Source organism: Lysinibacillus sp. NPDC094177, assembly GCF_050279145.1.
In the GTDB taxonomy this organism is placed as follows: domain Bacteria; phylum Bacillota; class Bacilli; order Bacillales_A; family Planococcaceae; genus Lysinibacillus.
This window is the reverse complement of record NZ_JBNNTW010000003.1, coordinates 1-25,515: the sequence shown is the minus strand read 5'-3', so window position 1 is coordinate 25,515 and position 25,515 is coordinate 1. Positions and strand designations below refer to the sequence as shown.

The following is a 25,515-nucleotide window of genomic DNA, read 5'->3' as shown; positions in this document are numbered from 1 at the left end:
ACTCGGCCCTTCCGTCGCTTCGCCTTTCCTATCCGTCGTTCTGTCCGGCCCTTCCGTCGCTTTGCCTTTTCCTTCCGTCGTTCTACCCTGCCTTTCCGCCGATCCTATATGATTAATCAAAATAAAAAAAAGAATGCACGCAAGTTGTGCATTCCTCCCATTATGTTAGAAAAATAAATTTAATATATAGTATATAGTTGCAGCCATGACTGCGGAAATTGGCATAGTGATAACCCATGTCGTTACAATTTTTCGTGCCATACCCCATTTAACACCTTTTACACGATGTGCTGTTCCTACACCCATGATGGATGAAGAAATAACATGTGTTGTAGATACCGGTAGGTGAATTAATGTCGCACCGAAGATGATGGATGCAGAAGCAAGGTCTGCTGCTACACCATTTACTGGACGAATTTTCATAATCTTGCCGCCAACTGTTTTGATGATTTTATAACCACCTACAGAAGTACCAAGACCCATCGCACATGCTGCTGCAAAACGAACCCAGAAAGGAATATCGTCTGTGTGATGTAAACCTCCTGCAATTAAAGCTAGCGTAATAATCCCCATCGCTTTTTGTGCATCGTTTGTACCGTGAGTGAATGATTGCAAGGCTGCAGTACCTATTTGCATCGTCCGGAAGCCTTTATTTGTTCGATATAAATTCATATCCTTAAATAGTACTTTAAATAAAGACATCATTAAGAAACCAGCTGCAAACGCAAGTAATGGTGAGAAAATAAGCGCTTGAAGGATTTTTATAAAGCCGCTGTAGTTCAAAGCATCAAAGCCTGCCGCTGCAATTGCAGCCCCTGCCACAGAACCAATTAATGTATGCGATGAACTAGACGGAATTCCAAAGTACCACGTTACTAAATTCCATGTGATCGCTGAAAATAATGCCGCTAAAATAACGACAGATCCTGTAGTATCACCATTAAAAGCATTCAAGCTGTATGGGTCAACTATATCCTTTGTCAATGCTTTCGCTACCCCAACAAATGTAATAGCTCCGATGAAGTTCATACCCGCAGCCAAATATACTGCTGTTCGAGGCTTCAAAGCTCTTGTTGATACAGAAGTTGCTATTGCGTTGGCTGTATCATGGAAACCGTTAATAAAATCGAACACAAGTGCGAATATAACGATTAATATTGTTATTAGTAAAATCGTATCCATTTCGTACACTCCATCTTACGCGTTACGCATAATTATTGTTTCAATTGTGTTTGCTACTGTTTGGCAGCTATCTGCAATATCTTCAAATTGTTCGTATATACTCTTGAACACGATGATACGCATTGGATCTTTTTCTTGAATAAATAATTGCTTCATAGACGAGCGGAAAATTTCATCGCATTCACGCTCATAGTCCTTAATTTGAATAGCATGTTTACGCATTTCAACAAGCTTTTTACTATTTAATAGCTCCATTGCTTGGACCATTTCGTCTGTGCTTTTTGCAATAAATGTTAAGAATTGGCGCATTGGCTCTGTAACCTCTGTTAAATTATACATGTCAAAATGAGCAATACAGCCTTCCATACCATCAATGACATCATCTAATTTATTTGCAAGTGATAAAATATCCTCACGCTCAATAGGTGTCATGAATGATTTATTTAGCATGACGATAAGCTCGTGAATCAATTTATCTCCACTTGTTTCATATTGCTTCATTGTGCCTGCGATTTCTTTTAGAGCATCTATATCTTGAATACGTGCATTATGTGCATAGTAAATTCCTTCTTTGACATTTTTAGAAATGTTTAATAATGCTTTGAAAAATGGATCTTGCTTGTTTGAGTTGAACATAGTGTTCCTCCTGTTGAATAAATATTGTCGATTTCTGCAATCATCATAACAAAAATTTCACATAAATCTACAGATTTTTAAACATAAACGAGTTGAATTTACAAAAATGTAATATAAAATTTGCCACAATTATTTTAAGGTGCATTTCCAAGTTGAAAACGTTGGAAACTCGATAACAAAAATTATCGATTTTTCTTTAAATATTACCGTTTTTTCTTTGATTTTTATAAAAATACTTGAAAAAACTTTTTTCTCTTCTGTTTTTTGATCGTTATAAATGTTAAGGAATTGTAAACGATATTTACATTAAAAGAGGAATACTCCATTGTCATTTATTACAATTCGCAGTACTAAGTGTAACTAACACATTATGCGTTAAAGAAGATTGTGAATATCATACATATGAACATCGATATACTATATACCTGCACTTATGGCTGTTGGTTTACCCCCAAGTACAGCTATTGCCACAAACAAACTAGCCAATACAATTAGCAATGGGACTAGCATGTTAATTTTTTTACGAGCGGGCAAGGTTGATATAAAAGAAAATAATACCTTTTATTTTTATTGGTTCGTTCATTGGAGCATACGCCGTACATCTCGTATCACCAGCTATATTAAAACCTCTAATGCTTGTTATGCTCGTCCTCGTTACCACTTATACGGTTTTCGAGAAAAATTGGGGACAGCGACCTGAAGAGCGAACATTAAGTACTGTTAAGAAAATAGCCTTTATTGGCGCTTTTGCTACTGTTGGCTTTTATGATGGTTTCTTCGGACCTGGCACTGGTTCTTTTTTATTTTCATTTTATTAATGATGGGAAATGATTTCTTACATGCTGCGGTAATGCAAAAGTTTTTAATTTTCGCATCGAACTTAGCGGTGCTTGCTATGTTTTTACTATTAGGAAAAGTTAATTTTTTATACGAACTACCAATGGGGTTGTCATGATTTTCGGTGCAATAATGGGTTCAAAATTTGCGCTGAAACGTGGGACAAAAATGATGCGTATTATTTTCATAATGACTTGTACATTAATTGTTAAAAATGCATGGGATTATTTCAGTATTCATTAAGGTCCAGTTTAAAAAATCACCAAGGAAAAATACTACCGATTTCATTGACGTTATTTATCAGTCAATTGACAAAATTTATTTGCGTGCTATAATACTTTTGGGCTTCACCGCATTGAAGCGAAGAAGTAATTATTAGGAGGATTAGCATGTTCCGAATTGAAGCAAAGAGTAACCCTCGATTTATTGAGGCAAGCTTTATAATAATAGTAATAATTGCCACGATGGCATACAGTATTGGGTATTTACAAGCAACACCCCATATACCTATTTTTCTTGTCATTTCACTTTTACTTGCTTATGGATTACTTAAAAAAGTTCCTTTCCGTGAGCTTGAATCTGGAATGATTGCTGGTGCAAGTGCTGGACTTGGGGCAGTTTTTATCTTCTTCTTTATAGGTATTTTAATTTCAAGCTGGATTATGGGTGGCACAATTCCAACGCTCATCTACTACGGTTTTTTAACAGTTTCACCAAACTTTTTCTTTGCAATCGTATTTTTGATTTGTAGTATCGTTGGTGTTTCAGTTGGTAGTTCTTTAACTACTGTAGCAACAGTTGGCGTTGCCTTTATGGGAATTGCCGGTGCAATGGACATCTCTTTAGCGATAACAGCCGGTGCAATCGTTTCAGGAGCTTTCTTTGGTGATAAAATGTCTCCGCTATCGGATACAACAAATCTTGCATCTGGTACGGTTGGTGTCGATCTTTTCGAGCATATTAAAAATATGGGTTGGACAACGATTCCAGCTTTCGTGATCTCATTCGTCCTTTATGCAATTTTATCGCCAACAGGTGGAAATACTTCGTTTGAAACAGTTGAGCAATTTAAAGAGGGATTACTGTCAACTGGGCTTATTCATTGGTATACATTATTGCCAATTGTTGTGCTCGTTATTATGACTTTTTATAAAGCACCTGCACTTATCACACTTGCAGTAGTCTCAATTATTGGCGTTGGGCTTGCCTACATACAAGAACCGATTGCACTATCGAATGTCTTTAAAATCCTTTTTGAAGGCTATAAATCTACTACGGGATATAAAGATGTGGATGCACTACTGTCTCGTGGTGGTATGAATAGTATGCTATTTACAATTGCCTTAGTCCTCTTAGCATTAACAATGGGTGGTCTATTATTTACGCTCGGCATTATACAAAGTATTTTAGCGAAGGTGGAAGGCTTCTTTAAAAGTGCTGGCTCTGTTATTACGGGAGCTGCCATTACAGGAATTGGTGTCAACACATTAATTGGTGAGCAATATTTATCAATCCTACTAACTGGTGAAGCATTTAAAGCACAATTTGAGAAGGTAGGACTTGCCCCTAAAAATTTATCCCGTGTTATGGAGGACGCAGGAACTGTAGTCAATCCTCTTGTTCCATGGAGTGTTTGTGGTATGTTCATTGCTAGTGTACTAGATATACCAACAACAACTTACCTACCATTTACTTTCTTCTGTCTACTCGGACCAATTTTGACGATCATCTTTGGTTGGAGCGGTAAAACATTAACGAAACTTGAAAAATAAGATAATAAGATTGGTAGCTGATGAATTCATCAGCTACTTTTTTCTTTCTCCCACCATATTTATGCCTTTAAATTCATAAAGCGTTTCCCTTATTTTCACAGAAAGGTTTTTATTAAGTACTCTTTAATTTGGTTATATTCATGTTGGTAAACAGGCCTTCCGATGGTCCCATATATAACCTTGACATCAAGGATTCCTAAATCCTTTAAGAAGTTCAGATACTTTCTCGCAGAGACCCTTGAAATGCCCACAACATTTGCCACTTCTTCGGTGGAAAACGGCCCTTCTTTCAATTCCTGAACCGCTTCCCAGACTTGCTTTAAAGTATCTTTAGTCAACCCTTTTGGGAGCTCTTCAACTATTGCAGTCTCATCCCTGTGCAAAAAATAATTATCGAGCTCCTGCTGGCTGACCGCTTCCAGTTTACCTGTAAGCCGGGTCTTTTGCTGATAACTGACAAGAGCAGCGTTGAACCTTTCAAATTTAAAAGGCTTTATTAAATAATCGACAACGCCGTACCTTATTGCCTTCCTGATTCGTTCCAGATCCGATGCAGCTGAAATAATGATTACATCGATTTCAAGTTCATTTTGCCGGAGATACGCCAATAGCTCTAGGCCATGCCTACCCGGCATAAAAATATCCAGAAGTATAAGCTGTATTTCCTCCTTTCCGAGCAAACGGATAGCCTCATCGACTGAATTGGCTATTGCAGCCATACGGAAGCCACCAATCTTTGAAAGGTATCGTTTATTGATTTCCGCCACCATAGGGTCGTCTTCGACAATCATTACATTGATCATGCCTCTTCATCCTCTGCTTTATAAGGTATATATACCGCAAAATTTGTTCCCTTTCCCGGCTTGGAAGAAATGATAAGGTCCCCTTCTAGTCTTTCAATAGCCTGAGCTAAAAGATATAGCCCGAGCCCACGGTTATCACCTTTTGTGGAGAAGCCTTTATCTAATATTTTATTTTGCATTGCTTTCGTCATTCCCATCCCTGTATCCTTAACCTCGATTGTTAAAATATCCTCTGCGTAATCGAGTTTTAAGTCAACTTTTTTGATAGGACTATCCGCTATCGCTTCCATTGCATTATTGACGAGATTTCCAATAATCGTTATCAGGTCATTGGTGATTTCTTGGTTCACAGGCTTGGGAAGCTTATTGGAGCAATCAAATGATAGTGATGCACCTGATTCTCTTGCAAAGCTTTGCTTGCCAATCAAAAATCCGGCTAGAACTGGATCTTGGACATTCTCGGTTACAAAACCTATTTCCGTTTCCCGGTGGTTAACCGTTTCACTCACATAGTTCGCAAGTGTATTATATTGCTCAGTACGGACAAGTCCAAGAATGACATGCAGCTTATTCATAAATTCATGGGCATGGGCACGTAGGGCATCAGCATAATTGCGTACACCTGTGAGCTGTTCGGCCAATAACTGAACTTCTGTTTTATCACGGAATGTAGCGATTGCTCCAACAGGTTGATTATCCACTACTACCGGTACCCTGTTTACTAAAATAGTAACCCCATGCAGATCCTGTTCCTGGTCAAACTCAGTTCCTCCAGACTTCAAAATATGGGTTAAACGGCTACTAGGTAAATAATCTTCTATTTTGAGTCCCATTGGATTCCCTTCTAGACCGGCTTTTTTAAAAAGCTTTCGGGCTGCCCTGTTTACAAGGGTAATTTTTCCTTCTTGGTCAATGGCTATAATGCCCTCACGGACAGACTGGAGCATGGAACTCCGCTCTTCAAGCAGCCTGGCAATAGCGAACGGCTCGAGTCCCAACAGGATTTTTTTGATAACCCTGGCTAAACCCACTGCACCAGTTACCCCGATAAGTATTCCGATTAATGTCCCAATCACCATGCCCATCCGACCTTTATGTACAGCCTCCGTTACGTTTTCCAAAGAAATCCCTACAGCAACTGCGCCGACTTGTTTTCCCTGTGTATTCTTTATTGGGGTAAATGCCCGCATGGAGGGGCTGAGAATACCCTTTGAGATGGATATATACTCTTTCCCTTGAAGGACTGGCCCTTCATCTCCTCCCCTGAACTTCCTTCCCACTTCACCTGGATCCGGGTGGGAAAGTCGGATTCCTTTCATATCCATGACGACAACGAAGTTAACATGCGTTAAATCTTTTATTTGATTGGCAAAAGCTTGTACTTCTTTCGGATTTGTTTCTCCCTCAAGAGACCCAATCACTTGCGGGCTAACGGAAACCATCTTTGCAATATTGAGTGCCTTTTCTTTCTGTGTCTCTTCCACACTGGAGGTAATTCTCTTACTAATTAGCAAATCGGTTATACCGAGTGACAAAGCGACGACAAGGCATACAAAAATAATAATGATAACTTGTAAACTAAATCTGCCCTTTTTCATAATCTCCTCCAGGTTATCTACTTAATTACAGTATGAATAAGTTTTATCTATTACATTCATAGAGACCGTGAAGAAAGAACTTTGCAGTTTCTAAATTGCACCCGCCATGAATGGAGTAAGCAAGGTATGGTAAAGAAATAAAGATGGAGTCAACGTAAAAATATTGCTCCATCTTTATTTTTTATTCAATATTTAGGCTCTGTTTTATCATGCAGGACTACCTGTTTTTAGCTTTCCCCTTTAATCTAGTTTATTACAAAAATGCCTGTCACTACCTGGAATACCGAAAGTTCGATTAATACCAGGAGTACAGGCATTTTATTTAACTATTTAATATGATTAGGAATTAATCTTTGTCCAAATACCTACACTCTTAATTTCTTTATACTCAGGTTTCCACATAGAATCTTCAATTGCTTTTTCAACATCTTGAATATCTATTCTTGCAATTCCTTCGTGTATTGCAGCACGGGCTACTTCAATGGCAACGTATTTTGAGACTTCATGAAGCTTTTCAATAGATGGCAGCAGGGATGCTCCAGGTTTACTTGTGTCTGACATTCTTGCAACCGCAGAAGCAGCAGCTGCAAACATTCCTTTTGAGATCACTTCAGCTTTTGCAGCAATAGCTCCCAGGCCTAGTCCTGGGAATACAAATGCGTTATTTGACTGCCCTATTTCATAGGAGACACCTTTGTATTCTACATTGGCAAACGGGCTACCGGTTGCAATTAGAGCCTTGCCATCGGACCACTTAATTAGGTTTTCTGGCACTGCTTCAGTCAGTGCCGTAGGGTTGGACATAGGCAAGATGATGGGACGCTCAACGTGCTTGGCCATTTCTTTAACAATTTCCTCAGTGAACGCGCCGGCTTGTCCTGAAGTACCAATCAGGATGGTTGGCTTCACCCTTTGCACTACTTCCGTTAATGAAATGATCCCTTCTTCATTCTTATCCCAGTCCTTAACTTCATCCATCTTTCTTGTATAAGGCTCCTGGAAGTAAAGAACATCTGGTGTTTCATCTGTTACTAGTCCCCGATCGTCTACAGCCCAGAAACGATCACATGCTTCTTCTCTGGTAGACCCTTCTAGAACCATAGCATCTACCATTTGGTCTGCGATACCAATGCCGGCGGCTCCTGGTCCAAAGACAACAATGCGCTGGTCCTTCATGAATTCTCCTGTTACTTTCAAAGAAGACATAATAGCAGCAAGAGTAACAGCACCTGTCCCCTGGATGTCATCGTTGAAGGTAAGGATTTTGTCACCATATTTGTCCAAGATTTTTCGTGCATTGACGTTGCCAAGGTCCTCCCAGTGTATGAGTACCTCTGGAAAGTACTTTCTTGCAGTCTGAACGAATAAATCAATGAATTGATCATAACGATGACCGCGGACACGCGCGATTTTGTTTCCGATATACATAGGATCTTCAATCAAAGCCTGATTGTTCGTGCCAACATCCATCACGATTGGCAGAACACGGCTTGGATCAATACCAGCTGCAGCCGTGTACACGGCAAGTTTACCAATCGCAATATTAATACCACCTATCCCTTGATCTCCAATACCAAGAATGCTTTCAGAGTCGGTAACGACGATTAAGTCAATACCATTTTTTTGCTTTCCTAGGTTAAAAAATGCCTTTTCAATGCCCTCAGGATCATCAATGGAAAGATATAAGCCACCTGGTCGATTGTAGCTTTGAGAGTATGACTGGATTGCATCACCGACAGTAGGAGTGTAGATGATAGGGAGCATTTCTGCCAGGTGTTCTTTCAAAAGACGGTAAAACAAGACAACATTGCGGTTATATAAATCAAAAAGCAGCCCGTTTTTGAACAGATTCGTCGTCCGCATCGAATATTGTTCATAGACCCTATTAACCTGCTCATCAAGGGTTAGTACTTGTGGCGGTAACAGACCTTCAAGTCCAAGGTCTTCTCTTTCTTCTTTCGTAAAAGCTGTTCCTTTATTCAAAAAAGGATTAGAGAGAACTTCTTTTCCTTTTATTGTAGTTATAATGACATTATTAGGTATATTCATGGTGTTTCCTTCCTTCTATTTTAAAATAGAGCAACCATGCTAATAAAATTTTTCTTATCCCATTAGTTTTTTTAACTTAATGACCCTTTGTTGTAACTAAACAAAGCAGACAGTGAAACCGCTGACTGCTTTATCTTTGTTTCATTTTAATGGCCGGGATAACCGTAGATTTTTACTTTATTGTCAGGTTGCCCTTGCAATTGATTCTTTAGCTTTTTTCTTTTCGGATCTTTTATATACATAATTAACAATAATCGGACAGAGTATTGCAGATATTACACATGCTGCTGCAACTTGTGCGGTAGCTGCTGGTGCTATGTGAGCAAAGGTTGGATCTGCTGCTGCAACAACAGCCGGTGTAGCTACAGCATTTCCTGCAGTTGATCCTGTTGCTAGTCCAACTATAGGATTTTCTTTAAATAACTTCAAAAGTAGGTAAGCTCCAATTCCAGTGAATGCAGCTATTAATCCTAGTAGTATGCCAGGACCTCCCGCTTTTATAATAGTCGAAAGATCCATCCCTGCACCTAATGGGAATGAGAAGAATGGGATTAATAATAATTTACTGCTTCCAAGGAACTTTCTCATATCAGGATCAATATTCCCTAAAATCATTCCTATTACTATTGGAATTAATACTCCTATAAGTGTTTGAAAAGGAATTGTAGCAAGACCGGATGCACCTAATGCAACTAATGTGAAAAATGGACCATCTTTTAAAGAAAATACAGCATATGCGCCTACATCAGTTTCGTCACCATACGATGAAGCAAGAGATGCATATAATCCACCATTAGCATTTAATAACGCTGCAAGGATGGCTAATGGTGATAATCCTAGTATTCCGGCAGGCCCAAAAATCATTGCTACAGTTATACCTATTCCTGCACCCACTATAAATTTTCCTGTTATTAATATTGCACCTTTTTTTATTGCCTTTGGTGCTAATTTGAAATTAATTTGTGAACCAATTAAAAACATAAAACATGCCAAAATAGTTGATGATGCTTCTTTACTGAATAATGCAGTTGTAAAACTTCCTATTTTTAAAATTTCCGGAAAAAATGTGTTCGTTAATACTCCTAAAAAAAGTGGGACAACCATCATTCCACCTGGAATTTTATCAAGCGTTTTCTTAATTGGAATTTGCATTTTTACCCCTCCTATAATCACGAACGAATCCATTATTTTATTAATTGCTCCATTAATTGCAGAAAGCGGTTCCAACTTTCTTGCATGTTGTACTATTTTTTAATCTCCCTTTGTTTTGTACCTGTCTATCATATTCGGGTGGAAACCGTTTTCATAGTTTATGAAAGTTAAATAATCCTTTTTGTAAATAAAAAAAGTAAGCAGCCATTATCATTAATCATCGAAATAGCAAAATGGCACATCCCGTAATCAAGGTAAGAACCACTGCATTTTTTATAATTGACAATTGAACATCCCCGGTTCAAATCCCCCCCAGAACCTTAGCTTTTTATTGTTGGAAGAGTTAATAGATGTGTTAAACAGATTTCTTTGTATCTGGAATTTTAAAAGTGTCTTTTCGATACCAAAAAAGACAATTCCCCTATAATTGTGTAAGGAGAATTGTCAAATTATGTTTAGTATTTAAGATTGGAAAATTGCCGTCTTCCTTTCTATATGACCAAAAACATGACTTAGGTTCGAAATTGGAGGAAGTTTAGTAGAGTTGCTTGCACAAAAAAATGAAAGAATTTTAGATGTTTGATGTAGCAAAAGTGATTTAGCATTAATATGAGAATTTTCACGAACTAAAAGTACATATATAAATATCTCCAATATAAGATTGGAATGATGTTGCACTTTTCTCGAAAAGGAACCCATAAAATAATAAAAGAGTATATTTTGAAATAATTGTTCAAAACATACTCTAATTTTTTGCCCTTATTTAGTTTGATACCTTCGTTCCCTGGGATGAAACGTCATCTGTCTTAGCATTTTTTTTATGGTCCTTTGATGATAAAAACTCTTCTAATGCCTGTTTGTTCTTATCAAAGTCAATATCCAAGACGTCCCCTACATTTTCACGTTTGTCTTCAAAAGAACCTGCAACAGGAATTCGTAAAGTGTCCATACCTTTAGATTTTCCATTTACTATTCCTTTTGCAATTGTAAGGATTGTTTTATTATCAACATTTGTATCGATGTAGGAATCAGCAACGCCAAGTATTTTTGGTATATTCATTAAGCTTGAAACACCGATTTGCTCTTTAACCTTACCCAAAACCTCTTGCTGACGTTCTACTCGCCCAAAATCACTTAAACGATCGTGACGGAATCGTACATATCCTAATAACTCGTTACCATGTAAAACTTGTTTTCCTGGATGTAATGTCATACCAATTCCATGGGACATTTCATATGGAATATCAACCTCAATCCCATCCGGTGCTAAAAGATCAACAATTTTAGGGAATCCTTTAAAATCCACGAGAGCGTAGTAATTAACATCAATATCAAAATTTTGCTTAATTGTTTTCCTTACAAGTTCGGGACCTCCCAAAGCAAATGCAGCATTTATTTTATTCATTCCGTGACCTGGGATGTCGACATACGAATCCCTCATAATAGAAATCAATTTTACATCATTGGTCGTTTGATCATAATGTGCAATCATTAAAGTATCCGATCTACCATCCTCGTCTCTAGCATCGCTTCCCATTAATAGCACATTAATCTGACCAAATTGTACATCCGCACCTTCAAATGGGTCATACGCCTTTTCGTTATCTTTTAAATGATTATCTTCAGCCATAGCCAATCCACTATTGTATTGATAAACCGAATAAATAATCCCCGCTACGAGTACTAATGCGAATGCTAAGAACAAATTTCTTAGCCATTTACGGCTCTTTTTGCTTCTTCTCATAAATATATCCACCTATCACTTAAGTCTAAGTTATTTTTTTTAGTAATGTCTTTGTAGTAAGTTGTACAGCTATTGCATCGTCTAAATAACCAATAGGAAATAGATAATCCGGTATAACATCTACTGGGATAATAAAATATAATAATGTACTTCCGATTAAGGTTAGTTCAAAAAGTGTCCCTTTCTCAGATGCGAATTTCTCATACAACTCTTTTAATTTGCTTATAAACGGGCCTATGCTTCCTACACTCTTAATTTTTTCATCAAAATCCTTAAGTATCGAATTTTTACCTTCTTCTGTTTGCGCATAGAGTCCATAGCTTTCTAATTTCTGTTCAACATTTGCCACCGAAAATTCATCATCATAAACATTTGAAGACTTAAGAAAAGCTTGTATTGCGTCAACAGAAGTATGGATATCGGAATCTGTTTCTGACTCTTCTTGTCTCTGTTCAATTGGATATCCTGCTGCTTCAAAAAGATTGATAAAAGGAACTTCAAGACAGTCAGCAAATTTTTCTAAATGTTGTGGTGTCGCTTTTCTCTTATCATTTATTATCCGTGAGATCGTAGCTGTATCGATTCCAGTTTGTTCACTAAACTTCCGCATAGATAATGAACGTTCTTTCAATAACCGTCTCAGCAATAAACCAAGAGTATTACTGTTTCGCTGTTCAGCCAATTTCGATTCTCCCTTCTTACAGTGACTAACGTGACTTAACGCCGTTGTCTAAAATGAAATAATGAAATTATCATTCTCACAAAGTATATTAATCCATTGACATTTTGTCAACAGCCTAATCGTCCGGAGGCTTAAGGTCATCACGATGCTGGTCACACACTAAAAAATAACTTAAAACCCGCATTCATCTCACCACCTATAGAGGTCAGAAAGAAGTTAAAAGAAAGCTGCAACAGCGACTATTAATAAAATTACTCCACTAATTATTGTTCCAAATTGCCCTAAAGTGAATGAACCGATTCGAACATCCGCTACTTTACTTCCTAACTTAACCCCTAACCAAACAGTAATAAAACTCCCAATTGCAGCAGTTAACGAGATGACAAACGGTGAAAGACCGAGTAAACCTGCACCTACCCCATTCGTAAGTGCATTCGCCGATAAGGCTATGCCGAGAAGTACAGCTTCTCCCCATCCAATTTCTCCAGACTTATTGAAATGTGCTTCCTCAGGATTTCTTAAAATATCTTGAACATTATTGGACTGCATTTCATTGTTACTATCCACTATTAGGGTCTCTTGTTTCCGCGGTTTAGCCAAAAGAATAATCCGAATTCCGATGATAAATAATAATAACGCTCCAATAATCACAGGAAGCATACCTGGAAGAATTTTAGAGAGCCAAACACCAAATGAAATGCCTCCCATACTCATTAGAAAACAAATGATCGAGATTAATATATTTTTATCAAATCTAACATTTATCTTCCGAATCCCATAAGAAAGTCCTACACCCAAAATTTTCGATACTGGATGAAAAAGTAAAAGCAATAATCATTAACCAATTCACTCAACCACACCCCTTATTTTTTATATCTTATTATTTATGTTGACAAATGTTGCCTATTTATCTGAAAAATGTTGACAAAAAAACAACAATATTTTGGTAATAGTGTGTGAATTAATAAACATAAACTTAGAAAAAAATTGCCTTATAATCGTAACGCTGGTTGTTTCCCGTTCCGACTGGGTACTTTCTTACCTCCAGTCAAGTGATTACAGATAATTTTTATGAGGAGAATAGAATTTGTGTAGCTGGGAGGGGTAGCCCTTCCAGTTAACTTCACTTCTACTATAAAAAAAGTAGCACAAACCATGGTCTTGGTTTGTACTACTTTTAATAGTGTGATAAGCTTCGCCCTATTTCAATGTTTGATTACTTTTCTCAAAAATAGAAAAACCCCATTCAGATCATGCTGCTCTTCCTCTAGCCCAATATAATCTCTGTTTCTTTGTGAGATAAACCTATACATTTCCCCATCCCATCTTAAATCTTTTACTTTCTCAGCAGTCCAATATGGATCAAAAATTGAAAATTCTCCTCCTCTAATATTGTAACGTCCCTTTTCCGCAAGTTCTTTGGCAAGCTTATAACCTGTTTCCCAAATCTCCGTATCTACATGTCTTTTAAAATGCCGAAAATCAATATTAAATTTCAAACCAAATTGATAAGGTGTTCTATATTGAATATCCTGCTGTCCATCTGCATCGATCCAGCCAATATGAATCCGTAAAGGCACTTCATAGACCGTTTGTAAATCAAATCGAAATGCTTTTTGGTTTGCAACATATTTCCCATTCCATCCAATCTCCAATATAAATGAAAGTATCCGTTCATATGTGGGGATGACACCATCAGCAAGTAGTAGAGGGATTTTATCTGGAGTAGGCTTTACTTCATTTTTCTTCTGAATAAAGGAAATCCATGTTCCATGGCTCCAATGTCCCTCTTCAAAACTTGTTGATACTACTTTATTCTGTTCCAACACTACATCTGCAATCATTTTTTGAAAAGTTATATAGGCTCTTGCAGTAGAGTCACCTTTATGTCGATTCTCCCAAATTCCCTGACTTGGTTCATTCGATAATACACACTGTATAATTTCACCATCCATTATTTTCCTCATAGTTGTTTCATACAGTGTAAGTCCTTCCTTCTTATCCTTTGTTAAAGATGAAGCCCATTGACAAAATGCCTCTGACAGACTATTGGTACCATCAAGAATAAATGGCGGGAATAATGTTCCTGCACTTTCCTTTACTATATATCTCCTAGCCCCTAAAACTATTTCTTGCTCCGACCTCTTTCGTAATGACTTTGCATATAATCCTAGCTGATTTTCCCAAATGTTCGAATTCCATTCTTTGTTGCTGTTTAGCTTTGCCTCTATTAACCATACTTCTCCTCTTTCATCCGTACCTATTAAATCAAGAATTCCTGAATTATAATTACCTTTTCCATCTGGAAGCAAAATCTCATGCCCCCATAAAAAAAGTCTCCTCTCTATCCCATTAATTACAAGTGGATTATCAAAAGTGAATTGAATAAATTTATTAACAAATTCTCTTTCAATCACATATTCAGTAAGAATCATTATTTTCATTCCTTCTAACTATATTTTTCTATGTAAAACGTATTGATATGAACAACTTCTACTAAATAAACATATTTCCTTCTTTTGTTTTATCAATACAGTTTTATCTGATTTATGGAATGAGAAAAAGGGCTGTCACAAAAGTCACTTTTATGACAGCCCTTTTCATTTTTTACATACACAATAAATGTAAGTGTTTGTTATTTAGAAGCAACTATTATGACTGTTGGTTCAATTTCGTTTCCAGCTTTGTCTTTAGCCACAACAGTTAGGCTTGTGCCTGCTTTTTGGGCTTTAATCTTCACAGTGAATTTCCCTTTTGAATTTGCTTTTGCTTCCCCTAATAATGTTTTCCCGTTATAAACTTGTACAGTAGCATCTTCTTCAGTTGTACCTTTAACTGATTTAGATTTTGCTGTTACTTTATCTACTTTAGGAGCATTAGTTGCAGTGAAATCTGGCATGTTTGTTAAAGAAGGCAGACCAGAGATATAACCAATACCACCAGTTTTATTAATACCAATTTGTTTGTCAACAGCTTTAAGTAATTCATCTTTATTAACAGCTGTAATTGACTTAGCCTCTAATTCATCACCAGGATGCTGGAAATTATTGAAAATGTATGGGAATCCATTGCGGTCATCAGCAGCAAATAATCCAGTTGCTTCCGCTCCTGCTGGAACAGATAAGACACGATCTAATTTTTTCGTATCCACATTATATGCCCAAACGTAGTTATTTGTGTGAGCTCCACTATCTTCACCAATAAAGAGTGTTCTCATTGATTCAGAGTAACTTAAGTTATCTGGATTTGCTACTTTATCTACATTTGCAGTGTTTCCAAATGAATCAGCTTCTTTTAAATCTTCACCAACAACTAATCCAGACATTGATCGTGCTACATAAGAGCTATTAATAGACTTTCCTTCGCTATCCTTTTGACCATCTTGCAAATCTAATTGATAAGTTACACCAGCTTTAATTTTTGGTAATTGAATATGGTCTGCTGGGTCTTTTCCTGTTGAATCTTTTTCCATAGCCTTACTTTGATCGGAAATTGCGATATATACTTTTTTATCCTTTTCGTTTAGTGCTACACCTTCCATTTTGTTAAATTCTGTAGTTGCACCAAGCATGGCAGCGTAACGGCGAGTTTCTAGGAAGGCTGCTGCTTTTTCTTTGCCAGGTTTAAGTTTCAAATACTCAACTTTTCCTTCATTTGAGTATGTTTTAATAGCTGTAAAACCTTCTTTAGGCGCATCAGAAGTTTCAAAAATATCATTAAATGTAATGCCGCTATCTATAATAGCTTTCACTTCTTTATCGGTTGCATGTCCTAAATTAATCCATTGTAAATCTCCTGAACCACCGTTTTCAGTACCAATTTGTTTAAATTTGGCTGCATATAATGTACCTGATGATAAATCTTTTGCTTGATCAGCCACATACATAAACATTCCTGTATTACCGCCATCATCACCGTAAAAAACTGTTTTGTTATCAGGCATGACTTTCGCTAACTCATGGGAGAAGCGTCCTGTACCATAATGCTTTACAACTGATGTTTTCCCGTTCTTTTCTATTGTAATTTCAGGAGTGTACCCATAGAAATAAGGATTAGCCTTTGCTTTATCTCCAAAATAGAATTGAGAGAATGTTTCAACTTGACTTCTTACTTTCGAAGTTGGATCTAAGAAAAGTCGTGCATCTGGTTCGTACTCTTCAGAACCTAAATGTGTATTCCAAGGAGATAATGATCCATTACATGGAATCCAAAGTCCATTTACTGCTGAAAAATCAATTTTTTCTACTTTTACAGGTTTCAATTCACCTGTTTTATTGTCCTGTTCCAACTCAGTTAAAGACATAGATGCAGGAACTAAACCGTATGCTGATTTACCAGCAGCATCAATGGTTTGATATTCATAATGTGTAACCATATAAAGTTTTCCATTAATAGGCAGCATTAAGCTGTTTGAATCCGGAGAATCGGAAACAAAGTATTTTCCGTCTGTGCTGCTTGGATCCTTAATTGGATTTCCATTTACATCAATTGGTGTACCTGCAGGGATTTTTTCCCCTTTAACAGTTGCTACCTTATCTTCCGATTTAAATAGGTAGTTGTAGGACAACGGAAATGTTTTTACTTTTCCATTGCTATATTTCACATCAACTGTTGCGGTTGTATACGTTTTTACCATTTCTTCAATAGTAGACGGTGCTTTCATCCCATTAAATTTAACAGATTCGATTGTTATATTTTCCTGAGCCTTCACTGCAGAAGGTGATAATGCAGGAACTGCAATAGCTAGAGCAAGTGCTAAGGTAGCACCTTTTTTCACAAGTTTGTTATTAATCATCTAATAATCCCCCTAGTAAATTTCTTTTGTACAATTCTATTAAACTATATGAATGTTAATTTACTGTTGATTTCATTTTTATAATTTATTAACATTTGAAGTTACTAGGGGCTCTTTTTTTAACATTTCATGAAGAGAAAGGCAAGATAATGAATTAAAAAGCTAGATTGAAGCTGATTATCGTTCAAATTTATAATATCTTTTACCAAAAACAGCACCATCCACACGTAATGGAATGGTGCTTTCTCTGTTTAAAAACCACATTTTCTTGTGATACTGTTCACCGCTATTAATCTAAGTGATGTTTTGATTGCAAACTAAATTACTATTATTCGTTAGTCCCTCTTTTAACCAAACAACAATATTTCTCAAACAATTTCATTGTTACTAGCGATAACATGAGCTGCCTTTTCATCGTTAGAAAAAATTAGTACAAATTAATTTAATCATTGTGCCATTAACCAATCATACCATTTTCCAGTTTGCATATTCACTCCATACCAACCTAGTGTAGCATTATGAGTACCATTATACTCGTACACTTGGAAAATGTAATCTGGTCCTTCTGTCCGGTCATGCACCACTCTTAAAGTAGGTGATAATGAAAGTGCTTCGCGAAGGATTTTTTCTGCTTGCTCTACTGTCACGCCTTGGGGATTGCCCGCTTTTTCCACACCATTTTTGCCAAGTCGTAACCTAGCATCAATTCGATCTTTTCCTGTGTTTGCTACTTCTGTGATTGAAAGAGAAGCTGATTGACTATAAACGTTTTTAACATCAGTGCTTAATCGATTATATTTTTTGTTTTCCATACGATATAAAAACGTAACGATCTGCGCACGTGTTAAGTTATTTTTATAACCGAACATGCTTAATACATCTTTCATATCTACAGTGCCTTGTCCTGTTGATATACCTGACTCAAGTAAAAAATTAACGGAATTATTTAAACTATACATAGACATGCCTTCCGATAAATACGCTAATGCTTGCGCTACGACACCACGTTTTACAGCTGTATTTCGGATTGAATCATCAAAATAACCATTCATCGGCACCGAATAAGTAGCTAAACGATTGTAAAAATCATCTGACCATGATGTGTTCGCCGTATATTTGGGCAATTGTTTCGTTGTGTTTTCTAATCCAAAATAACTTACAATCATTTTCGTAAATTGTGCTTCTGTTACGTTATCATTCGGACCAAATCTCCCATTTTCGTAGCCTCCGATAATTTTTTTATCTTTTGCCCACTCAATAGCTTCATACGCATAGTGATCTGTCGTTACATCTGAAAACGAACTTTTTTTTGTTGTTAATTGATAGTTCCCTAAATTCCCTTGAATAAGTATAGATTTCGATGATGTGTTTTTAATCGTTACCGCTAGCGTACTTGACACTTCACCGTCCCAGTTTGCATATTCAGAACTTCCTTGATCGACTGTTTCTTTTCCAGTCTTCAAGTTTTTCCAAATGGATGTGTGATCACCATCTACTATGAAATGATAGATGATAGGTATGTATACACTTTCACCAGGTTGCAGCGTTAGCTTTACCTCTCCTTTTTCCAAAACAATTTTCCCGTCTTCCCATTCAAAAGCGTGTACATCTTTCAATGGCATCACGCTTAGTACAAGGAAACATAAAAACAGTGATAAACATAGCTTAACTTTTATGTTCAGCATAAACCCTCCAGAAACTCTTTTAGATATTTAGTATTATACCAAACGACCTAATTTAATACAATATTTGGTGTATTATATTACGGAAATAAAAAACACGTGTGAAGAAAGTTAACAATCACTTTATCTACACGTGCTTCACGACAATATAAGTTGAACTTGAGAATCCTGTATATTGCACTTATTACATTTTTTCACAATATCAATACTCTACTTATGTATATATCTTAATTTTGGATTTTAGTTATGTTTATATTCAAAAAGTTATTTTGTCCTTTATAATTTTTATTATTCAGCCTTGTTAATTAATTCTTTCAGCAATGCCTCATTCATTGGACCTTCGATGATGTCAATCATGTTGCCTTTGGTATCAATCATATAGGTCGTTGGCAGCGTAAATACTTGATATTTACTAGCTACAAACCCTTCTTCATCTAACAATACTTCAAAAGTTAGTCCATGTTCTTTCACAAATTGAGCAACCGCTTCTTCCCCTTTATCCTTATTTGTTACGTTAACCGCTAAAATTTCAATACCTTGATTTTTATACTCTTCATAAATCTTTTGCATATGCGGCACTTCTTCTTTACAAGGTGGACACCATGTTGCCCAAAAATTTAAAATTACCTTTTTTCCTACATAATCCGATAAACGTACTGTTTCACCTTTTAACGTTTTCAACTCAAAATCGGGTGCTACATACTCTACTTGATATGTAGTATCCTCTTTTTCATTAGTAGATGCTGATTCGGTTTTTTTAGCTGTTTCAGCTGTTTTCACAGTTTCTTTCTCATTACCAAGAACATTTATTGCAACTATCGTTATTAAACCCATGATAATAATAATGGAAATCAGATTCTTAACCACGAATGTAATACCTCCAATTTTGTAAATTAATAAGGAATAAATGATAAAACAGATTGTTTCAACTAATGACACAAAGCGAAAACTCCTAACGTGATTTGTCTCAACAACAAATACGATACATGAGTTTTCGCTTTTCTATCCGTCGCAAATGGTATTTAAATTTTTGTTATTTAAAATTACTGCGCTACTTTATCAACCTCGTATTGATAATTCATTCCCTTATTATTCGTTTTCGTATATTCAATGATATTTTCTAATTTTTCAGCTACTACATTTTCTTTGCCCACACCTAGGTAGTTTGCTGCACTTGATAAATCTGTGAAGTGGAAAAGATTCCAACCCATGATTCCTTTGGCTGTTTCACTCTTATTAAATTTTACAGTTACTGCATTTTCAACTGCAATCCAGTTATTTGAGCGTGGTGCAGTTGCACTATAATCACGAACATATTTATTAGTAAATGCTATACCATTTGCATTTTCTTGATGATACATACATCCAATTCTACAAAAATAATGTGTAGTACCTTCTTGGTCAATCGCTTTGGCAGAATACACTTTATTCGGGTCAGTGTTATGAAGATCCATACGACATACTTCACAATGTACACCCGTTTGTGTTACTTCTGTAAATTCAGAAATTCCATCGATTGTAATTGTTTTTACTGCTTTATTTCCCATTTTATCTTCAGCATACACTGTATAAACGCCATTTTTTAGTGCGATAATTTTATCCTTTTGATTCGCATTTTGTAATGGTGCTATTCTTGAACCCTTATCAACGAAGTATTCTACATCTTTATTTCCATATGCCCATTTTTGATCTTGAATCCCAGTATCATCAGTAGTTGAAACTTGTATTTTTTTACTTACTGCTGTTACATCACTTTCAGGTATTGAAAGTGTTATTACTGGTGTTGTTGTATCGATATTTGATATTGTGATTGATTTTGTTCTTTTATTACCATCATTGTCTAAAGCATAAACTGTATATGTTCCATTTTTACTTACTGTAAATGAGTTATCTGTCAATGTTGTGCCTACATTTGAAAATTTATTTGCTGGCTTTGTACCAATTGCCCATTTTATCAAGGTCACTTCCTCGTTATCTGTAACATCTACATTCACTGTAACATCTGTTTTCGTTGGCTTTGTTGTGCTCACATTTAATACAATACTTGGTGCTTCTTTATCATATTTTTCCTTGGCACTAGTTTTAATTGTATTTAGTTCAACCTTTTTTAATGTTACATTTTTCTTTGTTTTAGAAGCGTTAATATATTGATCTGCATCTGCTTCTTTTGAGAAATAAATATTTTTTGAAGTATTAGTTTTAACAATTGTTACCGAATCTAACGCAACCCACTTTTTTGTATTATAATCCTGAACTTTTTTTGTTAGTGTAGCTCCTTCATTTAATTCATCATATAACAATGAAAGTACATTCTTATAATAAACTACTTCTCCTTTTTTAATAGCTTGGACATCTGTAGTTCCTGCAAATGCAGTCGAATTTTGATTACCACTTAAAAATGCTACTAAAATTACACATACAAGCAATCCAAATCTTAAATATTTTCTCATTCTATATTTTCCTTCCTAAATTTATTGTGTTTTTAAATATACTTATTGATATTTCTCAATACTCTCTTTTCGAACAGTTTTAAACGGGACAATCTTTGTACCTGAATGTTTGGCTATATATTTCTTCGCATCAGCTTCTTTATCAAAATATATATAGCCATCGTCCATTGGTGAAGCTAGTGATGTTTTAACATAAGTTGCCTTTTCAGCTTGAACCCACTTCAATGTTTTGTAATCACGAACATACTTTTTATTTTTTTCTTTATTTTTTTCTTCATCGTATAAAAGACAACCAATGTCATCGTAATAAACCACTTTCCCTTTCTTTTTAATTGCCTGCGCCGCAAAAACGCCCATTTTATCTTTTTTTTGGTAAACAACCATGTTACAAAATGCGCAATTTGTTTTATCAGGTACATCTTGTTCTAAACTAGACTTAGCTGCCTCAGCACTCATTTTGTGCTTATTGTCTAAAAAACCTACAGAGATGATACTTAACAATATAATTCCTAATGCGAATAGTTTTTTCAATGTTTACAATCCCCTTTCAATTTCCAATAATACAGAATAAATGTGAAATAAGATGAAAGAAAATGTGAAATAATAGAAAAATTTCATCAAAATAGAATTCTTCATGATAAATTATTAAATATGGCACATTATCGTAATTTAGGGTCGGCATTATAGAAATTCAACAATTTTACAGTTTGCTATAGTATAAAAGCGAAAACTCACTTATCGTAATTGTTGTAGGGACAAATACGTTAGGAGTTTTCGCTTTGCGTTATCAGTTTATTAAATTTGTTTTAAAATTACCCTTTTTAAAAATTTTCATCAGAAAAGGAACCAAATATATTTCAAATGGAATTCAATACGAAAATATAAACCTACTTAAACAATGGTGAACGTTGGTTACTCGAATATGCACGGGAACAACTTGTAAAAGAAAAGACACAAGTTATTTGTGGGGACTATAATTTTCGGAACTCATTATTTATTCGATTGAAGGCTCTCCATTTTACGATCATCATCATTAAAACATCACATACTTATGGTGTAGTTATACGTGGTAGTATGTATAAATTTTCTTTAGAGAAATAACAATTTCTTCTTTATTGAGAGCTATCAAACCGATAAATATATTTTCCTGAACATTATCTTTTGCCTTTTTTGGTGCAGGTTAGAATTTTATCATATCACTTAATATTAGCTTTTTCTTCATCATAACTCTCCATTTCTTATAAAAAAACCTTGAATAACAATTGTTATCCAAGGCTCTCCTCTTGTTTTATACCTTCTTAAATTGCTCTTTTTTACAAAAGTAGTGAGTATAAACAAAAAAACAGACCAAATATTAATCGATTTAGCCTATTATAGTTTATCTATTTATACTTTGAGGTCTTCACATAAGAATTCCATTAAAAAAAAGCAGGGAATTCTTTTGAGATTTCCCCACTTTTTTAATATTATTCCAAAATTTTAATTTCTAAAGAAAACCTCTAAGCATTTTATATAGTACGTCCCTACGTTAAGTCGCCGCTGCTGAGGAAGCAGCAGCGTGGTCAGCCTTTACACAATCAATTGCGACAACGAGCGCTATAATGATAGCTTCCATCTCTTCATTCAATATTTGTACCTTGTAGCTATCGCCCCAAGTGAACCACTCCTTGTTCACTTTACCGACGACTTCGCCATGCTGTAAGATTTGAAAATCCATATCCCACCAGTTACCTTTTACCTCAATGCCTGCCGAATCAATTGTATAGCGTGCTTTAAAGAAAGAAAACTCCTTCTTAATCGTTAACACCTCTTGACCGTTTACTTCAACAAAAAACTTCGGTAAAAAGCTGAACACCTTTTTCGTAATAAGCGCGACCTCATCTCTTGCTGCATTCATAATTGAGAACGTTTTTGGAATTTGCATAAAACTGCCCTCTACGTAATAAACATCCTTCTCCTGCTGATCCTTTACCGTAAATTTTCCACTTAAACTGAATACCTTCTGCTTTATAAAAAGTTGCTTCATACTACGCCTCCTTATTAATAGGATATTACTAAAACCGTTTTTATCATAGATAATAATTACAGAAGTGGGTTTTATATGTATAATACTTAATGAAATTTGCCTAGTAGAAAAAAATATTTTCTTTATTATATTCACCATATTATGTCAAAAAACCTTCAACAAAAGAAATTTGAATACATTCCTAGTCTATTCACCATATAAATAACTCTCTTACTTGTAACAATGGAAATAAAGCCTATTCAAGACTGCTATATCTTAAATAGGCTTATTGTTTTTTTACAGAGAAAACGCACTTACTTATGATACGGTTCATCGAAGCTAATGCTAAACTGACGCCCTTCCCTATATTCCAATATGGAATCAAAACTAATCATTTTACGCATTTCTGTTCCATTAAACCCTCTGCTATGCTCAAACAAAGGAGATGAGGGACAATGACAACAATATGGAATGCCAATTTATATGATCAAAAGCATGACTTTGTTTCAAAATTTGGAGGAAGTTTAGTGGATTTGCTTGCACCACAGAAAAATGAAGGAATTTTAGATGTCGGATGTGGTACAGGTGATTTAGCCCATGAAATTACAGCTCTTGGTGCTAATGTTCAAGGGATAGATGCCTCCCATGACATGATTATCGCTGCACAGCAAAAATACCCAGACATTACATTTCAAACAATGGATGCAACAGCACTTCACATGACAAATCAATTCGATGCAGTCTTTTCAAATGCTGCCCTACATTGGATGAAACAACAAGATGAAGTCATAAAAAACATTTATAGCGCACTTAATCAAGGTGGTCGTTTCGTCGCTGAAATGGGCGGACATGGTAATATCGCTTCTATTGTTTGGGCTCTTCAAAAAAGCATGGATGAATTAAAACTATCTTATATAGAGGAATATTTCCCGTGGTATTTTCCAACTTTAGAAGAATATCAGTCGAAATTAGAAGATGCAGGTTTTACAGTTGAAATGATTACGCTATATGAGCGCCCAACACCACTTGAAGGCGATGCTGGGCTACGTAATTGGCTAGTAATGTTCAGTAATAATATGCTCCAGCATTTATCTGAATCTGAAAAAGAACAAATTTATGCAAAATGTGAAGAACTATTAAAGCCAAAGCTTTATCAGGATCATCAATGGGTTGCTGATTATTGCCGATTACGCTTTGTTGCTATAAAAAAATAACAGTCATATTACACATGAAATCAAATAACGTGGCATATAAATAACGCTTGGAAAATATGGAGGGCACTGAAAAACTTACGCTTTTATAATAGCGAACCTTTTTCAGATAAAAATAAGGCACTTCTTGTTCATTTTTGAACAGGAAGTGCCTTATTTCCGTCTCTATTCCTTATTCATTTTTGTTTAGTAGCTTTAATATCTGTTTCAAATTGACAGCGAATATCGTTGTAGCACCTTGAATTCCCATGCCAAATAGACCCGCAGTCGATGCCGTATCGTACCCGTGTCCGTTTTTTAATTCACTATTCTTCGCTTCTACTTTGTAGCGATTTAAGGCTAATTGCTTAAATGCTTCCGTATTTTGAAATGCCTCTTGTTCGGCATGTGTATCCGACTTAATTGTGACAGAATACGTTTTACTTTTTGCGCCTTCTTTATAACAGCCCTCTCTTATTGGACATACTTTGTATTTTTCAATATCAAAATAATATGTCTGACTTTGACTCTTACTCGTTCCTTTTTTACCCGTACGTGCTTTTCTTGTCGCGAGATGACCAGCCTTACAAATAAACATTCCGGCATCTTTATTAAACTCAAACTTGTCTTCTTCTTTTCGTGGTCCTTGTGTAAGAATAGGATTCAACTTTGCCACAAGTGCGAATTAAAGGTTTCTTGATTTAAAATCATCGGGGGCACCACCTGCACATTAATTCTTATATTATAAAGGAAAGCATGACTAAAATAATAGTATGATACATTGCGTTGTTTGGAGAAGCACCGCTCGACTCCTGCGGGAAAGCGAGACAGACGAGACCCCGAACGAAGCGAAGCGTAGGAGGAGGCTCGGCGCTCGCCCGCGGAAAGCGAGCGGAATGCTTCGGAAAACAACAGTAGAGTCACAGTGCCAAATGAAA

General features: G+C 35.9%; 18 protein-coding genes and 2 pseudogenes. 3 read left to right on the top strand and 17 right to left on the bottom strand.

The window, feature by feature from the left end; all coding sequences use genetic code 11:
• Nucleotides 1–165: 165 nt before the first annotated feature.
• Both ACQKNC_RS06015 and ACQKNC_RS06010 read right to left on the bottom strand, forming a co-directional pair.
• Entirely contained in the window at nucleotides 166–1,182 is a 1,017-nt protein-coding gene (locus ACQKNC_RS06015) for an inorganic phosphate transporter (protein WP_427423952.1), read from the bottom strand.
• 15 nt (nucleotides 1,183–1,197) lie between these two features.
• A complete protein-coding gene (locus tag ACQKNC_RS06010; RefSeq protein WP_427423951.1) occupies nucleotides 1,198–1,818 on the bottom strand; it encodes a DUF47 domain-containing protein in 621 nt (206 codons plus the stop codon).
• A gap of 551 nt (nucleotides 1,819–2,369) precedes the next feature.
• Between ACQKNC_RS06010 and ACQKNC_RS06005 the strand changes: the two genes are divergently transcribed.
• A complete protein-coding gene (locus ACQKNC_RS06005) occupies nucleotides 2,370–2,636 on the top strand; it encodes a sulfite exporter TauE/SafE family protein (protein WP_427424328.1) in 267 nt (88 codons plus the stop codon).
• 408 nt (nucleotides 2,637–3,044) lie between these two features.
• Complete coding sequence (gene nhaC, locus ACQKNC_RS06000) at nucleotides 3,045–4,427, top strand: Na+/H+ antiporter NhaC (protein WP_427423950.1); 1,383 nt, start codon at nucleotides 3,045–3,047, stop codon at nucleotides 4,425–4,427.
• A gap of 95 nt (nucleotides 4,428–4,522) precedes the next feature.
• On the opposite strand, the gene ACQKNC_RS05995 is transcribed toward nhaC, so the two are convergent.
• The 14 genes and pseudogenes from ACQKNC_RS05995 to ACQKNC_RS05930 all read right to left on the bottom strand — a co-directional run bounded on the left by ACQKNC_RS05995 (nucleotide 4,523) and on the right by ACQKNC_RS05930 (nucleotide 23,408).
• Nucleotides 4,523–5,230, bottom strand: coding sequence for a response regulator (locus ACQKNC_RS05995; RefSeq protein ID WP_427423949.1), 708 nt, complete (start codon nucleotides 5,228–5,230; stop codon nucleotides 4,523–4,525).
• Complete coding sequence (gene dcuS, locus ACQKNC_RS05990; RefSeq protein WP_427423948.1) at nucleotides 5,227–6,828, bottom strand: DcuS/MalK family sensor histidine kinase; 1,602 nt, start codon at nucleotides 6,826–6,828, stop codon at nucleotides 5,227–5,229. Before dcuS ends, ACQKNC_RS05995 begins: the two co-directional genes overlap by 4 nt.
• Before the next feature lie 339 nt (nucleotides 6,829–7,167).
• A complete protein-coding gene (locus ACQKNC_RS05985; protein ID WP_427423947.1) occupies nucleotides 7,168–8,877 on the bottom strand; it encodes an NAD-dependent malic enzyme in 1,710 nt (569 codons plus the stop codon).
• A 183-nt stretch (nucleotides 8,878–9,060) separates the two neighbouring features.
• On the bottom strand, nucleotides 9,061–10,029 hold the full coding sequence (locus tag ACQKNC_RS05980) for a 2-keto-3-deoxygluconate permease (protein WP_427423946.1): 969 nt from the start codon (nucleotides 10,027–10,029) through the stop codon (nucleotides 9,061–9,063).
• A gap of 763 nt (nucleotides 10,030–10,792) precedes the next feature.
• Entirely contained in the window at nucleotides 10,793–11,566 is a 774-nt protein-coding gene (locus ACQKNC_RS05975; RefSeq protein WP_427424327.1) for an LCP family protein, read from the bottom strand.
• Nucleotides 11,567–11,798: 232 nt separating this feature from the next.
• A complete protein-coding gene (locus ACQKNC_RS05970; RefSeq protein ID WP_427423945.1) occupies nucleotides 11,799–12,455 on the bottom strand; it encodes a DUF1232 domain-containing protein in 657 nt (218 codons plus the stop codon).
• A 216-nt stretch (nucleotides 12,456–12,671) separates the two neighbouring features.
• Nucleotides 12,672–13,305, bottom strand: a pseudogene (ytaF, locus tag ACQKNC_RS05965) (sporulation membrane protein YtaF).
• Between the two features lie 355 nt (nucleotides 13,306–13,660).
• Nucleotides 13,661–14,890, bottom strand: coding sequence for a hypothetical protein (locus tag ACQKNC_RS05960; RefSeq protein WP_427423944.1), 1,230 nt, complete (start codon nucleotides 14,888–14,890; stop codon nucleotides 13,661–13,663).
• A 200-nt stretch (nucleotides 14,891–15,090) separates the two neighbouring features.
• Complete coding sequence (locus tag ACQKNC_RS05955) at nucleotides 15,091–17,250, bottom strand: alkaline phosphatase PhoX (RefSeq protein WP_427423943.1); 2,160 nt, start codon at nucleotides 17,248–17,250, stop codon at nucleotides 15,091–15,093.
• A gap of 446 nt (nucleotides 17,251–17,696) precedes the next feature.
• A complete protein-coding gene (locus ACQKNC_RS05950) occupies nucleotides 17,697–18,935 on the bottom strand; it encodes an S-layer homology domain-containing protein (RefSeq protein WP_427423942.1) in 1,239 nt (412 codons plus the stop codon).
• Between the two features lie 285 nt (nucleotides 18,936–19,220).
• Nucleotides 19,221–19,871, bottom strand: a complete 651-nt coding sequence (locus ACQKNC_RS05945) for a peroxiredoxin family protein (protein WP_427423941.1) — start codon at nucleotides 19,869–19,871, stop codon at nucleotides 19,221–19,223.
• 104 nt (nucleotides 19,872–19,975) lie between these two features.
• A complete protein-coding gene (locus ACQKNC_RS05940; RefSeq protein WP_427423940.1) occupies nucleotides 19,976–21,382 on the bottom strand; it encodes a nitrous oxide reductase accessory protein NosL in 1,407 nt (468 codons plus the stop codon).
• A gap of 42 nt (nucleotides 21,383–21,424) precedes the next feature.
• On the bottom strand, nucleotides 21,425–21,913 hold the full coding sequence (locus ACQKNC_RS05935) for a nitrous oxide reductase accessory protein NosL (RefSeq protein ID WP_427423939.1): 489 nt from the start codon (nucleotides 21,911–21,913) through the stop codon (nucleotides 21,425–21,427).
• A gap of 997 nt (nucleotides 21,914–22,910) precedes the next feature.
• Nucleotides 22,911–23,408 carry an LURP-one-related/scramblase family protein gene (locus ACQKNC_RS05930; protein WP_427423938.1) on the bottom strand — a complete coding sequence of 166 codons (498 nt, stop codon included), beginning with the start codon at nucleotides 23,406–23,408 and terminating at the stop codon, nucleotides 22,911–22,913.
• A gap of 434 nt (nucleotides 23,409–23,842) precedes the next feature.
• On the opposite strand from ACQKNC_RS05930, the gene ACQKNC_RS05925 reads away from it, so the two are divergent.
• Nucleotides 23,843–24,601 carry a class I SAM-dependent methyltransferase gene (locus tag ACQKNC_RS05925; RefSeq protein WP_427423937.1) on the top strand — a complete coding sequence of 253 codons (759 nt, stop codon included), beginning with the start codon at nucleotides 23,843–23,845 and terminating at the stop codon, nucleotides 24,599–24,601.
• 169 nt (nucleotides 24,602–24,770) lie between these two features.
• Here ACQKNC_RS05925 and ACQKNC_RS05920 read toward each other — a convergent pair.
• A pseudogene (locus tag ACQKNC_RS05920) lies at nucleotides 24,771–25,256 on the bottom strand (transposase); the annotation flags it as partial.
• Nucleotides 25,257–25,515: the final 259 nt, after the last annotated feature.